Genomic DNA, 15,706 nt, shown 5'->3' with positions numbered 1-15,706 from the left:
AAAATACATATTTGAATGTCAAAATTAGGGAAAACTTAAAATTGAAGTAAGGATAACGTTCCTTCTATTCGTAAGCTTTACTTTTGCACAATGCAAAATGAAAACGTAAAACCCAACTTTGAATTTGTGGCCTTAATGGCCTCGCTGATGTCAATCGTTGCGTTAACCATCGATGCACTTATACCTGCAATTTCGGACATTGGAATAGCCATAAATAGTTTGGACCCCCCCAGAAACCAATTGTTGATTATTATGATTTTCCTAGGTTTAGGGGTAGGGCAGTTGTTCTTTGGGCCTATTTCCGATAGCTTGGGAAGAAAGCCTATTGTGTATATGGGGTTTGCCGTTTTTGGGGTGGCCAGCATTATTTGCCTTTTGGCACCTAATTTGGAAATAATGATTGTTGGTAGAATACTTCAAGGTGTGGGGCTTTCCGCTCCGCGTACCATAAGTATTTCTATTATTAGGGATACGTATAGAGGGGATTATATGGCGAAAATTATGTCATTTGTTACGGCGTTTTTTATTTTGATACCGGTTGTTGCACCAGCTTTTGGGAAGTTCATTATGAGTTTCTCCGGATGGGAAGGTATTTTTTATGCCCAATTATTTTTTGCGTTCCTGGTCTGTGTCTGGTTTTTTAAAAGGCAGGAAGAAACTTTAAAACCGGAGTATAAGGTGCCTTTTAAAACTGCAGTATTTGTTAAAGGCACCAAGGAAATTTTTAAATATAGGGAAACCGTTTCCTGTACCATAATTTCAGGATTGATTACAGGCTCTTTTTTGGTTTATTTGAGTTCTGCGCAACACGTCTTTGAGGAGTTATACGGTTTGGCCGATAGTTTCCCCCTCATCTTTGCGGGGTTGGCCATTTCCATTGGCTTTTCAACTTTGACTAACGGAACCTTGGTCCTTCGTTTTGGTATGCGTAACCTTTCCTTTGTGGCGCTTTCTTCCTTTACTTTAATAGCCTTGTTGTATAGTTTTCTGTTTTGGGGAAAGCCAGACCCTAGCGTATCGGTATTGATTGCCTTTCTTTCTATACTTTTTCTATGTTTAGGCTTTATCTGGGGAAATCTAAGGGCTATTGCCATGGAACCTATCGGGCATATTGCGGGAATAGGAGCTGCCATCACCGGATTTGTGTCCACGGTACTATCCATTCCCATCTCAATATTTATCGGACAGTTTATTACAAATTCCGTTTGGGCCTTATTTGCCGGATTGGGTATTTGTGGATTGATTTCAGTGATCCTGTTCGTTGCCTTTAAAACAAGACCACTGTTTGCTAGCAATCGTGCCTATCAATAAAATTTAAAGGGCGTTATCCATAATTTCCTGAACAATTTCCGGATTTAATAACGTACTCGTATCCCCAAGATTGGAGGTGTCATTACTGGCGATTTTACGCAGAATTCTTCGCATGATCTTGCCACTTCGTGTTTTGGGTAGTCCGGACACAAATTGGATTTTATCCAGTTTTGCTATAGGGCCTATTTGTTCCGTAATCTGTTGGTTGATTTCTTTTCTGAGGTTGTTCTTGTCCCTACTTTCACCTGTTTCCTTAAGGATTATATATCCGTAGAGGGCATTTCCTTTAACATCATGGGGGAAGCCAACAATGGCGGATTCCGCAACCGCCGGATGCTCATTTATGGAATCCTCTATAGGTGCCGTTCCCAAATTGTGTCCAGAAACAATAATGACATCATCCACCCTTCCCGTAATGCGGTAGTATCCCACAGCATCTCGAAGTGCACCGTCACCCGTAAAATACATGTTTTCATAGGCCGAAAAATAGGTATCCCGATAGCGATCATGGTTGCCCCAAATGGTTCTTGCTATAGAAGGCCATGGAAATTTTATACACAACCTTCCATCGACCTGGTTTCCTTTTATTTCCTGCCCATTTTCATCCATCAGAGCAGGTTGAATTCCAATGAATGGTAGCGTTGCATACGTTGGGGTTGTAGGAGTGACATAAGGAATAGGGCTGATCATGATGCCTCCTGTTTCCGTTTGCCACCAAGTATCCACAATCGGACTATTCTTTTTGCCCACGTTGTTATTGTACCAATGCCATGCTTCTTCATTAATCGGTTCGCCCACGGAACCTAAAACCTTAAGACTCGATAAATCATATTTTTCAACAAAATCGAGATTTTCCTTAGCAAGTGCTCTAATGGCCGTTGGAGCCGTATAGAATTGGGTTACTTTATGTTTTTGGACCACTTCCCAAAATCTACCAAAATCAGGGTAGGAGGGAACCCCTTCAAACATTACGGTTGTAGCACCATTGGCCAACGGTCCATAAACGATATAGGAATGTCCCGTAATCCAACCGATGTCCGCCGTACACCAGTACACATCATTCTCTTTATATTGGAATATATTTTTGAAGGTATACGCCGAATAAACCATATAACCTGCGGTGGTATGTACCATCCCTTTTGGTCTACCTGTTGAGCCGGAGGTGTAAAGAATAAATAAGGGGTCCTCTGCATTCATGATTTCGGCCACATTATCACTGTAGGCCTCGTCCAAAAGAGGTTGTAACCAATAATCTCTATTGGGTACCATTTCAATTTCACTGTGTATCCTTTTGGCTACAAGAACGTTTTCAACACCGGGGCAGGCTTCCAAGGCTTTGTCCACGATTCCCTTTAAATCGATGGTCTTGGAACCTCGATAAGAACCATCCGAAGTAATCACCAGTTTACAATCAGAATCATTGATTCTTGTTGAAAGGGCATTGGATGAAAAACCTGCAAATACTACGGAATGGATAGCACCGATACGGGCACACGCTAATACCGATATGGCCAATTCGGGTATCATGGGCAGGTAAATGCAGACACGGTCCCCTTTTTTTACGCCTTTTTCCAGGAGCACATTGGCCATTTTGCACACACGTTCGTGAAGCTGTCTGTACGTAATATGTTCGGCTTCTTCTTTTGGGTCGTTGGGTTCAAAAAGAATGGCCGTTTTGTTGCCCCGTGTGGGCAAATGACGGTCGATACAGTTTTCGGTTATATTTAATTGGGCACCTTCAAACCATTTTATTTCGGGTTTTGTAAAATCCCAACTCAGCACGTTATCCCATCGTTTTCGCCATACAAAATGCTCCTCGGCTATCTCTTCCCAAAAAGCCTCAGGATTACGGACGGATTTTCTATAAACTTGATAATATTCCTCTAAATGTTTGATGTGATAGTTACTCATTGCTAAATTCTGATTTCTACTAAAATTATTAATACTTTAATGACCGCTGGCTTCTCCGGCTCCGCTTGGAATCCGTATGTCCTCCACAATTTCCTGTACATTTTCAGGCGGTGGTGGCGTAAACTTCATAATTACAATAGATACTATAAAATTAACGACCATGGCGATACTGCCAAAACCTTCCGGCGAAATTCCAAACCACCAATCCTCTGGTGTACCTCCACCAAACCAATCGAACTTGAATTTGGTCATATAGAATAACATGAGCAGCGTGCCCGTAATCATTCCGGCGATGGCACCTTCCTTATTCATTTTTTTATAAAAAATACCCAGAACAATAGCGGGAAAAAAGGAGGCTGCCGCTAATCCGAAGGCTAGAGCGACCACCGCCGCAACAAATCCAGGCGGGTTAATACCAAAATATCCTGCAATGACCACGGCCACTGTTGCCGCAAGACGTGCGGCCCAAAGTTCCCCTTTATCCGAGATATTGGGCTTAAATACTTTTTTTATAAGGTCATGGGATACTGAAGAGGAGATGACCAGTAGTAAACCAGCGGCAGTGGATAGGGCTGCGGCCAAACCTCCTGCCGCGACCAAAGCGATGACCCATGCAGGCAGATTTGCTATTTCGGGATTGGCCAGTACCATGATATCTCTGTCAACGGTCAACTCATTTTTTTCTGGATCTGCTACATATTGAATTATTCCATCCTTGTTTTTGTCGTTAAAAGTCAATAAACCTGTAGTTTCCCAATTGGTGAACCATGCCGGCATGGAACTGTATTCCTTATTGCTAACCGTGTTGATCATATTGGTTCTTGCAAATACGGAAACTGCAGGTGCGGTAGTGTAGAGTATTGCAATCAGTAATAGGGCCAGTCCGGCCGATTTTCTTGCATTCTTGACTCTTTTTACCGTGAAGAAGCGCACAATAACGTGTGGCAACCCCGCCGTACCCACCATAAGTGCCAATGTGATGGCAAATACATCGGCCATGGATTTGGAACCGTTCGTGTAAGCGTTGAAGCCTAGCTCTGTTGATAGACCATCCAATTTATCCAAAAGGTACGTTCCCGAACCATCTGATAATGTTGAACCCATTCCTAATTGTGGGATAGGGTTTCCGGTCATTTGTATCGAAATAAATATGGCGGGCACCATAAAGGCGAAAATAAGCACACAGTACTGTGCTACCTGGGTATAGGTTATACCTTTCATCCCTCCCAAAACCGCGTAAAAAAGCACGATGACCATTCCTATGATGACCCCGGTATTGATGTCGACTTCCAAAAAACGTGAAAATACCACCCCAACACCTCGCATTTGTCCGGCGACATAGGTAAATGAAACTATGAGGGCGCAGATAACGGCCACAATTCTGGCGGTTTTGGAATAATATCTATCTCCGATAAAATCAGGTACGGTGAACTTTCCAAATTTCCGAAGATAAGGAGCCAATAATAGCGCCAAAAGTACATATCCACCAGTCCATCCCATGAGATAAACAGAACCATCATATCCCGCAAAGGCAATGATGCCGGCCATGGAGATAAATGAGGCAGCCGACATCCAATCAGCGGCCGTTGCCATACCGTTGGCCAAAGGTGAAACCCCGCCTCCGGCCACATAAAAATCCCTAGTTGAACCTGCACGGGACCAAATAGCAATGCCTATATATAATGCAAAGGTGATTCCGACAAGAAGATAGGTCCATATTTGAACGCTCATAATGGTTTGGTTTGATTGATTTTTCTATTTATAGGGTATTAATAGGATATCTAAAATCTTTTTATTCATCATACCCATATTTTTTGTCCAATTTGTTCATAAGTCGGACATACACGAATATTAGTATAACAAAAACGTAAATAGAACCTTGTTGCGCAAACCAAAAACCTAGCTTGAAACCTCCTATTTTGATTGAATCCAAGGCATCCTTGAAGAGGATTCCCGCCCCATAGGAAACCAGAAACCAAATTGCCAAAAGAATGAAGAGATATTTGACGTTTTCTTTCCAATATGCGGTAGCTTGCTTTTGTTTGTCGGACATTTTTAGGAATTATCTATTTAGACTAGAAATTTAGTGAAAATACTTTAATTGGGTAAGAAAATCACACCGCTGGATGAATCCCTTTTAGCACCTGTCACCGTTTTGAGCACATTGATTTCCTTTTCAGACCTTAGTACTCCCATAAATGCAAAAACGAGTGCTTCCTTGAATTCTATCAATATTTTATCTGGAACTACCACTTCAATTTTAGAATCCAATTTTTGTTCTAAAGTTTCAATAAGAAAAGCATTTAGGGCTCCTCCTCCGGTGACAAATAATTTTTGATTGGTTTTATTGGTATTTAAGGCCACTTGCTGGGCAATTTTTTCACATATGTGATGTATGGCCGTGTGTAATAAATTTTCAGTGCTATCCTTGGTTTCATTTACAATGGGCACCACCTTCTCCAAGAACCACTCGTACCCAATGGATTTAGGGTGGGGTAGTAGGTAATAGGATAGTCCGTTCAGTTTTTTTAACATCATTGGATTAATGGTACCCGACCTGGCAAGTGTTCCATTTTCATCATAATCCAAATCAATTTTCCTTGTAATATAATTCAATATCATATTGGCTAGTCCGATGTCATAGGCTATTCTTCTTCCTTTCAATTCAAAGGAAATGTTGCTAATTCCACCAAGATTCAGACAGAAATCATATTCACTAAAAAGTAAACGGTCACCAATGGGTACCAAGGGTGCGCCTTGACCTCCCAAGGCAAGGTCATTACTTCTAAAGTCACAAATAATTGTATGTTCAGAGGCATTTGCTAGATGTTGTCCGGAACCCAGTTGAAAGGTAAGTCCAAGTTCGGGGCGATGATGGGAGGTATGGCCATGACTGGCGATAAAATTGACTTCTAGGTTCTGTTCTTGAATGAAATCCTTTGCCCGTTCCCCAAGCCAATTACCATATTCATTATGTAGCTGAAGCAGTTTTTCAGCCGATAGATGTATAGCGTCCTTTAGGTCGCTTTGCATCTTTGGGGCATAGGAAATACTTTCCGATGCTTTTATCTCAAATTGCCACTGGTCTTTCTTTTTCCAGAAATGGCAGTACGCGAGGTCCAGGCCATCCAATGAGGTGCCGGACATCATTCCAACGACTTTATAGATTTTCATTTTTTTAATTAAGTTAGGGATACCGGAAGTTTTCCATTCGCCTTTATTTTTCCTAGAAAATGTTCCGTGGCCATATCCTGAAATTCGGTAAAATCTTGATAGACCAATACGGTGGCCAAGGATTTTTTTATATCAAAAAGTTTCAATGAATATGGATTTCCAAAATGGTAGAGCACAACGTTCTTTTCCTCAAGTAGGGTATTGATAAAATCGATTTCGGCTTTTAGGAAACCAAAATGGTTTGCAGGTTTTACCTTGGGCGGAGTCAGGAGCAAAAGAATATTTTTCTCATTTTTAATTTCCTGTGTTGCCTCCGTCAAAAAAGAAAGAATTTCTTCAGGTGAAGAGCTCTTTTTGGAGCGCTGAAATGTAAGTGTGCAAAAAGTTTTTTGGTCGAAATCCTCTATATCTTCTTCACTCCCTTTGTAGAGTGTAATACTCTCCTTGGCAATTTTCCTGTTCAATTCTTCGCTTTTGGATAGTTTAGTAAATTTGTCCTGGTTTGGATTCCCCATGGCCTTTTCCTTGAGCTTCCATACCCGTTCAAAGGTTTCTTCCAACTGTTTTTCCGTACTGTTTTTTGCAATGGTTTCAATACCTTCTTTAACGTGTTCGGCAAAGCAAAGGATATCGTTTCCGGCATGAAAGGCGAGCCATTCCAGTTCACCGGGCACCGAATAATTCTTTGAAACGGCATGCATATTTAGGGCATCGGAAATAACTACTCCCTTGAAATGCATTTGGCCCCGTAAAAAATCGGTAATAATTTCACGGGAAATACTTGCGGGTGTATCCTTGCCGTTCGCCAAAGCCGGAATGGACAAATGTCCCACCATAATTGCATCGATTCCTTCTGATATTATTTTTTGAAAGGGATAGAGTTCATTTTCCAAAAGTTCCTTCTTCGATTTATCAATAACTGGAATCCCCAAATGGGAATCCACCGAAGTATCCCCGTGTCCGGGAAAATGTTTGATACTGGTCAATGCCCCAAGACTTTCGGTTCCCTTTATGTAGGCCAACGCTTTTTTTGTGACCTGCTCCCTATCGTCACCAAAAGACCGATATCCAATCACGGGGTTGTTGGGATTGTTGTTGATGTCCACCACTGGGGAAAGGTTCCAATGTATGCCTGCTGCCAAGCAGTCTTGGGCAATGTTCTTCCCAACTTCATAGATAAGTTCCTCCTTTCCACTAAATGCGCCTAAAGTAATCGCATAAGGATACTGAGGTGTATTTTCGATTCGCATAGCCAAGCCCCATTCTGCATCTATGGCAATAAATAGGGGGTATTTGGATGCCGACTGATATCTCTTTATCAGGGATTTAAGGGTTTCAAAACTTTCCTCATTTCGGATGACCTCTTTTTTCCCCTCGAAATTGGTTGCCGCACTGGCCCTGGAATGAAAAAAACAGATACCCCCAATGCCATAGTCCCTTATCAGGGTTTCCAGGGCCTGTATTTCTTCTTCCGTGTCATTGATGAATGCCGCCGGCATAAAGAACTGTCCAATCTTTTCCAGGGGACTTAATCTAGTTTTGGCAATTTCAAAAGGTGGCAGTTCTTTCATATTAATCGTTGGTTTTCTTACCAAATTCCGCAGGGTAGGTAATATATTTTAATAAAATTAGGGAAGGCAATGCGGCAATTACTACCCAGATAAAAAAACCGTCATAGCCCAACCATTGCTGCACATAACCACTAATCATTCCCGGAAGCATCATACCCAGGGCCATAAAACCTGTAGCAATGGCATAGTGGCTGGTTTTGGATTTACCTTCTGCAATATAGATGAGGTACATCAGAAAAGCGGCAAAACCAAATCCGTACCCAAACTTTTCGAACATAACAGTAGCGGTAACGGGAACTACGTGTGTCGTTTTTGTAACCGCCAATATAGCATAGAATATATTGGGGAGATTTAAAGAAAGAACCATAGGGAACATCCATTTTTTGAGTCCGTCCCTGGATATCAAGATACCTCCCAAGATACCCCCAAAAGAAAGCATGATAACGCCTGCTGTTCCAAAAATGGTTCCAATAAGTTCTGTGGAATAGCCAAGGCCACCTTTTTCCGTACTATCGAGCATAAATGGGGCCGCCATCTTTACCAATTGGGATTCCCCGAGCCTGTATGTTAGGATAAAGGCTAAAGCGATACCTATATTTTTCTTTTGAAAAAAGGTACTGAATACTTCCAAAAAGCTTTTCGGTTTTTCGGCTATATTGGCCTTTTCCGATTCATATTTTGGGGTTACCAATACATTGGATATGGATAGCAATAGCATTAAAACGGCCGCCGCAATCATAGTGATGCTCCATGCTTTTGAGTTGTCTCCATATTTGTTTTCTAGAAATCCGGCTAAAATGACTATCAATCCTTCTCCCGTAACCATGGCCAAACGGTAAAAGGTGCTTCGCATCCCTACGAAAAAGGATTGTTTTTTTTCAGTCAGGCCCAACATATAATACCCATCGGAAGCTATGTCATTGGTCGCCGATGCAAATGCGGCCATCCAAAAACAGGCTAATGTTGTGATAAAAAACATATTAGTAGGAATGCTAAGGCCCACACCCAATAATGCGACGGCAATAACAAACTGCATGGACAAAAACCATTTGCGCTTTGTACTTTTTAAATCGACCAAGGGACTCCAAAGCGGTTTCAACACCCAGGGTAGATACAACCAACTGGTATACAGTCCAATGTCTGAATTGCTAACGCCCAATTGTTTGTACATGATTACCGAAACCGTCACCACCAACACATAGGGGAGACCTTGCGTGAAATATAGAATAGGGACCCATCCCCAAGCACCCTTATCTTTTTCTGCCATACCCTGGTATTTGATTTAAATGTATGATTGTTGGTTGAGATTCTCGTCCATATCGGTCCAAAAAAGTAATGGCAAAATCATTTCTTTTTAGAACCAATTTTGGTATTTGAACTTGGTTCGATCCGGTAGGAACAAAAATCTTGTCCAAGAGTTTTTTGCTTTTTAATTCCGATGTATTTTTTTTACTTGATTTATACACGAGTACATACTGAATTGCATTTTTATGGTCCAATGTCAGTGTCACAAAATCTGGTGATTGTTCTTTCCCGATAATGTTGACGTTTTCCAAATGCTCCTCGTAGCCATTTTTCACTTCAGGCGTTAAGGCCGGCCATTTGTAATACTTTCTTCCCAAATAGGAAACCACATCCTGATTTTTATCCATCAGGGATTTTGCACTGAATAAAATATTCCCTGATATCTCTGGAGTCTGCCGTGCCAACTTAAATTGGTTGGGTAATTCTTTCTTTTTCTCCCACGCCTGATCACTATTGTTTCGGACTTTGTAAGCCCCATTCCCGATATATACATAGCTGTTTTCACTATTTTTTGCCCACCAATTCGCAATGGTTTTATGGGAGGCCACAGGAAGGTCCAAACTCCAATAAATTTGAGGAGCTATGTAATCAAGCCACCCTTTTTCCATCCAAAGTAAGGGGTCTGCATATAGGTTTTCATAGGTTGTTTGACCCGCCTGGGTTTCGGAACCCCGTGGGTCCGTAGACTTGTTCTTCCAAACGCCAAACGGACTCACCCCAAAAGATACCCAAGGTTTGATATCCTTTATCGCGGTATAACTTTTTTTAATGAGGGTGTCCACGTTGCTACGCCGCCAGTCGGCCAAAGATTGCTGCGGTTGGGAACAGTTGTAAAAAGTGATACTGTCATTAAACACTTCGTCCTTAATGGTATAGGGATAAAAATAGTCATCAAAGTGAATCCCATCAATTTCATATGTGAGGGTCAGTTCCTTTATAATTGAAGTCAGTTTTTCCTGTACCTGAGGCAATCCGGGATTATAATAATATTTAGTTCCATATTTGACCATCCAATCTGGGTTCATGTTATAATCATGATTCGGACTTAGAATATCGGTATTTAAATCAAAGGTGGCCCTGTAGGGATTTAACCAAGCGTGAAATTCCAAACCCCTTATGTGAGCCTGTTCAATCATCCAAGATAATGGATCATCCTCCCATTTGGTATTTTCACCTTCCTTTCCGGTAAGAAATCGGGACCATGGGGCGTAATCCGAATTGTAAAAAGCATCACCCGCCGCACGAACTTGCACAATGACGGCATTGTAATTTAAGTTTTTATAAAAATCCAAAATTCTAAGGTAGTCTTCCTTCTGTTTTTCAACGGAATCCATTCCGTTTTTTGGCCAATCAATATTCACCACGGTGGCGATCCACACCCCGCGAAATTCCTTTTTTGGTTGGGGTATGTTGGGCTTAAAGATTCCGCAGGAACTAGCGATAATCAGAAGAAAAACGGTAAATAGTTTTTTGGGCATGGAAAAAATAAAAAAGGCCTATTTATCGAAAATAGGCCTTTTTGAATCATTTTAAAATTGATGTCTCACAAAAGCTTCCATAGCTGCATACGAGGACATGCCTAGGGCCTTGTATTTGTTGGCGGTATCTCTATTTCGCTCTTCGGCACGCATCCAGAATTCCCGTGAGTCATCTCCTTGGAACATGACGCCGTCCTTTTGGGACTGATGGCAGAAAATAGCATTTCGTTTTTTCAGGACTTGCCCCGGACTCATGGGAACGCACATTTCTATCTCATTGATATCCCATTCGTGCCAAGCACCTCTATACAACCATAACCAACAATCTTTAATAAATGGTTCCGGTTTTAGTCGTTTGAGGGCTTCCAAAACGGCATCCAAACAGACTTTATGGGTGCCATGTGGATCTGCGAGGTCACCTGCTGCATATATTTGGTGCGGTTTTATCTGTTTAATTATATCTACCATGAGAGCGATATCTTCCTCGGACAGGTTGTTCTTTTTTATGGTTCCCGTCTCGTAAAAAGGTAAATCCAAAAAGTGGACATGGGCATCCTTTAGCCCCATATATCGTGTTGCCGCATAGGATTCTGACCGTCTAATGTCTCCTTTTAACCTTCGCAATTCAGGGGAATCTATCTGGCTATCCTGTTTGTTGTTGATCGAGTTTATGATTTTTTGAACTTTTTCTGATGGATTCAAATTCATAGCGATTTCAGCGAATTTTCTGGCATCGGTATCCGAAACCGCTATGTTTCCCGATGTTTGATAGACCACATGTACCTCATGGCCCTGTTCTACCAATCTGTCAAACGTTCCTCCCATGGAAATTACGTCGTCATCCGGGTGGGGGCTAAAAATGATAACACGTTTTTTGGCAGGCTCCGCCCTTTCAGGTCTATGGGTATCGTCCGCATTTGGTTTTCCTCCAGGCCATCCGGTGATAGTATGCTGCAGCTTGTTGAATATTTGAATATTCAGATCATAGGAGTCCTCCTTGGAGAGCAGATCGGCCATCCCGTTATCGTTATAGTCTTTATCGGTAAGGCTCAAAACGGTCTTGCCCGTTTCTTCACAGAGCCAAATAATCGCTTTTGCCTTGAGCTCCTCCGTCCACTCACAGGCATCCACCAACCAAGGAGTTTTGTTTTTGGTCAATTCCGATGCCGCTCCGGTATCCAAGATAAACGTACAATTGGAATGGTTTTGTAGGTAGGTGGCAGGTACCTGGGATGAAATTTCACCCTCAATGGTTTTTTTTATGATTTCAGCCTTGTTTTCTCCCCAGCCCAATAAAATAATTCTCTTTGCCTTTCTAACCGTGGAAATACCCATGGTTATCGCTTTTCTAGGAACGTTGGCGATGCCCAGGAAGGACGGCGCTGCGTCCACCCTGGTAATGTGGTCCAAGGTAATGACCCTTGTTCCTGAATTGTAGTGGGAACCAGGCTCGTTGAAACCGATATGTCCAGTTCTACCAATACCCAATAATTGAAAATCAAGACCACCGTATTCCTTAATTTTTCTTTCGTAATCCAAACAATAGGCTACCGTTTCTTCCGGAGGAACAGTACCATCCGGAATGTGCACGTTTTCAGGGTCAATGTCTATATGGTTGAAAAGGTGCTCATGCATGAAATAGTGATAGCTCTGAATATTGCTTTTCTCCATGGGCAAATATTCATCAAGATTGAAGGTCACTACATTTTGAAAACTGAGGCCTTCTTCTTTGTGCATTCTAACAAGCTCTTCATAAACCCGGATAGGGGAGGAACCCGTGGCGAGACCCAGAACACATGTTCTGTTCTGATTTTGTTTTTTGCGGATGAGCTCTGCAATCTCTTCCGCTACACGAATGGACGCTTCATTGGAATCCGAGAAAATTACATTGTGGATTTTTTCAAATCGGGTTTCCTCAAATTGTCCGATGGGTTGGTGGCTGATGTCCCGCTTTTTTTTGACCATAGTGGTTTTCATATAATGTTGAAGTTTGACATTTTAATTCGGGCAAATATAGGCAATAATTTTATAACTTGCTGTTTTTTGCAATTTTTAAATGCTGTTTTTTGCAATAATTAACCTAAATTTAATGTTTGAAGTTCTATTACTGAATAAAACGGCATGTGTAAATTTTAGTTATCTTTGCTCTGTTTTCTATTTATACGGATACCTATGCTGAAGGAAGAACGCCAACAAATCCTCTTGAACGAAGTAGAATTGCACAATCGGATTCTATTGACGGATATTGCCGAAAGCCTAGATGTATCCATTGATACCATCCGCAGGGATGTGAAGGAATTGGATGCGGAGAACAAGCTTAAAAAGGTACATGGTGGGGCAATCTCCCTTGGCTTTACCAATAGTAACAGCAGAAATACGAACATTTATGCCCTGGACCAAAAAGTAACTATCGCCCAAAAAGCAGCAACCTTGCTTAAGGACGGGGCGGTAATTTTCATAGATGGGGGTACCACCTGTTTGGAACTGGTACGCTTGATTCCAGATAATCTAAAACTGACTTGTTTTACTATCAGTTTGCCCGTGGCTATGGAACTGTCCCACAAACCGAACGTTACGGTAATCTCCATCGGTGGTCAGATTTCCAAGGAAGCACAGATATCTATCGGAGCAAACGCCATCCATAATCTATCTGAAATAAAAGTAGACTATAGCTTTATCGGTACGGGTTATGTGGATGCCGTGTATGGGCTGACCGAATTCGATTGGGACATCGTCCAAGTAAAAAAGGCGGTGATAAAAGCAGCTAAAAAAACCGTTTTACTATCCATTTCGGAAAAACTAAATTCGCAGCATCGGTATAAAACCTGCGATATCAATACCATTAACACCATGATAACGGAATTGGATCCTTCCGATAGGATGTTGGAGGTCTTTAGAAATCACGATATACGCATCTTATAATAATTCTATGGATTATAAAAAAATTACGGAGACACCCTCCAATCATGATAACCTGGAGCAGTTAGATACGGTTTCCATCCTTCATAAGATGAACGAAGAGGATAGGAAAATAGCCGATGCCGTTGCCTTGGAAATCCCTCAAATTACCCAGCTTGTAGACGCCTTGGCGGAGCGCTTTCAAAAGGGAGGGCGTTTGTTTTATATTGGCGCAGGAACCAGTGGGCGTTTGGGAATTCTGGATGCCTCTGAAATTCCTCCCACCTTTGGAATGCCCCACGAACGCGTTGTTGGTCTAATTGCTGGAGGTGATAAGGCCATTAGAAAAGCGGTTGAAAATGCCGAAGATGATACACAACAAGCTTGGTTGGACCTAAAGGAACATGCAATTAATGAAAATGATGTTGTAGTAGGCATCGCTGCTTCGGGCACGACACCTTACGTTATCGGTGGTCTTGAATCGGCACAAAAAAATAATATTCTTACGGCTTGTATCACTAACAATCCGGGTTCGCCCATTACCAAGGTTTCAGACATACCTATTGCGGTAAACGTAGGACCGGAATTCGTTACCGGAAGTACCCGTATGAAAAGTGGTACCTCACAAAAATTGGTGTTGAATATGATATCCACGGCCCTAATGATCAAAATAGGTAGGGTAAAGGGCAACAAAATGGTTAATATGCAGCTAACCAACCACAAACTTGTGGACCGAGGCACCAGATACATTGTGGAAGGTCTTGGTGTAAGTTATGACCAAGCTGAGGAATTGCTAAAAAAACATGGATCCGTGAAAAAAGCGTTGGAAGCAGGGATTTAGCCTACACAAATATGTTTAAATTTTGGGGTTCAGTTTATAAATACCTTTTCCCTCTACACCCACATAGATAAGTCCATCCGGTCCTTGTTCAATGGAACGTACGCGACCCTTTCCATCCAATAATTTTTCCCTTTTAGTAACCTTGGTTCCGTTGAGTTCCAATCTTTCCAGATACTGAAATGCCAAAGAACCTACCAAAATACTTCCCTTCCATCCTTTGTATTTGTCCGTGGTAACAAAGACCATTCCACTGGGTGCAATGGATGGAACCCAATAATGAATGGGCTGTTCCATGCCCTCCATTTTGGTTTTATCGGTAATAGGTGTGCCACTATAGTTGATGCCATAGGTTATAACAGGCCACCCATAATTAGCTCCTTTTTTAATGATATTGATCTCATCTCCACCTCTTGGACCGTGCTCATTGTCCCATATTTTGCCGGTATCGGGATGTACGGCCAAACCTTGCGGGTTTCTATGTCCGTAACTATAAATGGCGGTTTTTGCACCGTTTTTGCCCACAAAAGGATTGTCTTTAGGTATGCTGCCATCATCGTTTAGCCTATAAATTTTTCCTCCATCCCTGGTAATATCCTGAGGGTTTATGTCCCTTTCGCCACGTTCTCCTATGGAAAAAAATAGGTATCCGTTTTTATCAAATACGATACGGGAACCAAAATGTTGTCCTTTGGTGGTATTGGGAACTGCCTTGTACAATACTTCGTTTTGAACTAGTTTATTACCCTCCAACTTGGCTCTCATGATGGCCGTATTTCCCCCTTTACTATCCCCATCAGGAGAGGCATATGACATATAGATCCAACCGTTTTTTTGATACTCCGGGTGCAGTTCAATATCCAATAAACCACCTTGTCCACGTTGGTAAATTTTAGGAGCATTAGCAATTTTTGTCTTTTTCCCGTTAAAAAAATGGATTAAATCACCATTTTTTTCGGTAATCAGCATACTGCCATCCGGAAGAAAGGTAAAGCCCCATGGAATCTGTAGGTCATCGACGAACAGCTCGGCATCGAAAGGGACCTTCTCTGGTGTAGAAACCTTATTTTCAGGGTTTTGTGCGCAAGAAAAATTGAGCAATACAACGAAAAAACAAAAGAATAATACACTTTTTTTCATGTTGGAACGTTAGAAGAATATTAATGAGTGAAGATATATTTTTTTAAATAAAGCGGAGAATATAAGCAAAAATAATTACA

General features: G+C 41.7%; 12 protein-coding genes. 3 read left to right on the top strand and 9 right to left on the bottom strand.

Annotated elements, in window-relative coordinates:
- Positions 1 to 90 precede the first annotated feature (90 nt).
- Positions 91 to 1,311 carry a multidrug effflux MFS transporter gene (locus CJ263_RS00815; RefSeq protein ID WP_094995524.1) on the top strand — a complete coding sequence of 407 codons (1,221 nt, stop codon included), beginning with the start codon at positions 91 to 93 and terminating at the stop codon, positions 1,309 to 1,311.
- Between the two features lie 3 nt (positions 1,312 to 1,314).
- Here CJ263_RS00815 and acs read toward each other — a convergent pair whose 3' ends face one another.
- The 8 genes from acs to nagB all read right to left on the bottom strand — a co-directional run bounded on the left by acs (position 1,315) and on the right by nagB (position 12,727).
- Positions 1,315 to 3,222 carry an acetate--CoA ligase gene (acs, locus tag CJ263_RS00810; RefSeq protein WP_094995523.1) on the bottom strand — a complete coding sequence of 636 codons (1,908 nt, stop codon included), beginning with the start codon at positions 3,220 to 3,222 and terminating at the stop codon, positions 1,315 to 1,317.
- A gap of 36 nt (positions 3,223 to 3,258) precedes the next feature.
- Complete coding sequence (locus CJ263_RS00805; protein ID WP_094995522.1) at positions 3,259 to 4,953, bottom strand: sodium:solute symporter family protein; 1,695 nt, start codon at positions 4,951 to 4,953, stop codon at positions 3,259 to 3,261.
- Positions 4,954 to 5,014: 61 nt separating this feature from the next.
- Positions 5,015 to 5,275 (bottom strand): DUF4212 domain-containing protein, encoded by a 261-nt coding sequence (locus CJ263_RS00800; protein WP_094995521.1) that lies wholly within the window; start codon positions 5,273 to 5,275, stop codon positions 5,015 to 5,017.
- 44 nt (positions 5,276 to 5,319) lie between these two features.
- Positions 5,320 to 6,396: an anhydro-N-acetylmuramic acid kinase gene (locus CJ263_RS00795; RefSeq protein ID WP_094995520.1), complete on the bottom strand. Its 1,077-nt coding sequence runs from the start codon at positions 6,394 to 6,396 to the stop codon at positions 5,320 to 5,322.
- Positions 6,397 to 6,404: 8 nt separating this feature from the next.
- Entirely contained in the window at positions 6,405 to 7,967 is a 1,563-nt protein-coding gene (locus tag CJ263_RS00790) for a glycoside hydrolase family 3 protein (RefSeq protein ID WP_094995519.1), read from the bottom strand.
- Position 7,968: 1 nt separating this feature from the next.
- The gene (locus CJ263_RS00785; RefSeq protein ID WP_094995518.1) at positions 7,969 to 9,234 is read right to left on the bottom strand and encodes an MFS transporter; all 1,266 of its coding nucleotides are present in this window, start codon (positions 9,232 to 9,234) and stop codon (positions 7,969 to 7,971) included.
- Positions 9,218 to 10,750 carry a glycoside hydrolase family 10 protein gene (locus CJ263_RS00780; protein ID WP_094995517.1) on the bottom strand — a complete coding sequence of 511 codons (1,533 nt, stop codon included), beginning with the start codon at positions 10,748 to 10,750 and terminating at the stop codon, positions 9,218 to 9,220. Before CJ263_RS00780 ends, CJ263_RS00785 begins: the two co-directional genes overlap by 17 nt.
- A gap of 51 nt (positions 10,751 to 10,801) precedes the next feature.
- The gene (gene nagB / locus CJ263_RS00775; RefSeq protein ID WP_094995516.1) at positions 10,802 to 12,727 is read right to left on the bottom strand and encodes a glucosamine-6-phosphate deaminase; all 1,926 of its coding nucleotides are present in this window, start codon (positions 12,725 to 12,727) and stop codon (positions 10,802 to 10,804) included.
- A gap of 195 nt (positions 12,728 to 12,922) precedes the next feature.
- On the opposite strand from nagB, the gene CJ263_RS00770 reads away from it, so the two are divergent.
- Together CJ263_RS00770 and murQ are read left to right on the top strand one after the other, a co-directional pair.
- Positions 12,923 to 13,672, top strand: coding sequence for a DeoR/GlpR family DNA-binding transcription regulator (locus tag CJ263_RS00770; protein ID WP_094995515.1), 750 nt, complete (start codon positions 12,923 to 12,925; stop codon positions 13,670 to 13,672).
- Between the two features lie 7 nt (positions 13,673 to 13,679).
- Positions 13,680 to 14,489, top strand: a complete 810-nt coding sequence (gene murQ, locus CJ263_RS00765) for an N-acetylmuramic acid 6-phosphate etherase (protein WP_094995514.1) — start codon at positions 13,680 to 13,682, stop codon at positions 14,487 to 14,489.
- A gap of 15 nt (positions 14,490 to 14,504) precedes the next feature.
- On the opposite strand, the gene CJ263_RS00760 is transcribed toward murQ, so the two are convergent.
- The gene (locus tag CJ263_RS00760) at positions 14,505 to 15,626 is read right to left on the bottom strand and encodes a PQQ-dependent sugar dehydrogenase (RefSeq protein WP_094995513.1); all 1,122 of its coding nucleotides are present in this window, start codon (positions 15,624 to 15,626) and stop codon (positions 14,505 to 14,507) included.
- Between the last annotated feature and the right edge of the window lie 80 nt (positions 15,627 to 15,706).

Source organism: Maribacter cobaltidurans, assembly GCF_002269385.1.
In the GTDB taxonomy this organism is placed as follows: domain Bacteria; phylum Bacteroidota; class Bacteroidia; order Flavobacteriales; family Flavobacteriaceae; genus Maribacter; species Maribacter cobaltidurans.
Note: the sequence above shows the minus strand (reverse complement) of the source record. Positions and strands in the feature narration are given on the sequence as shown.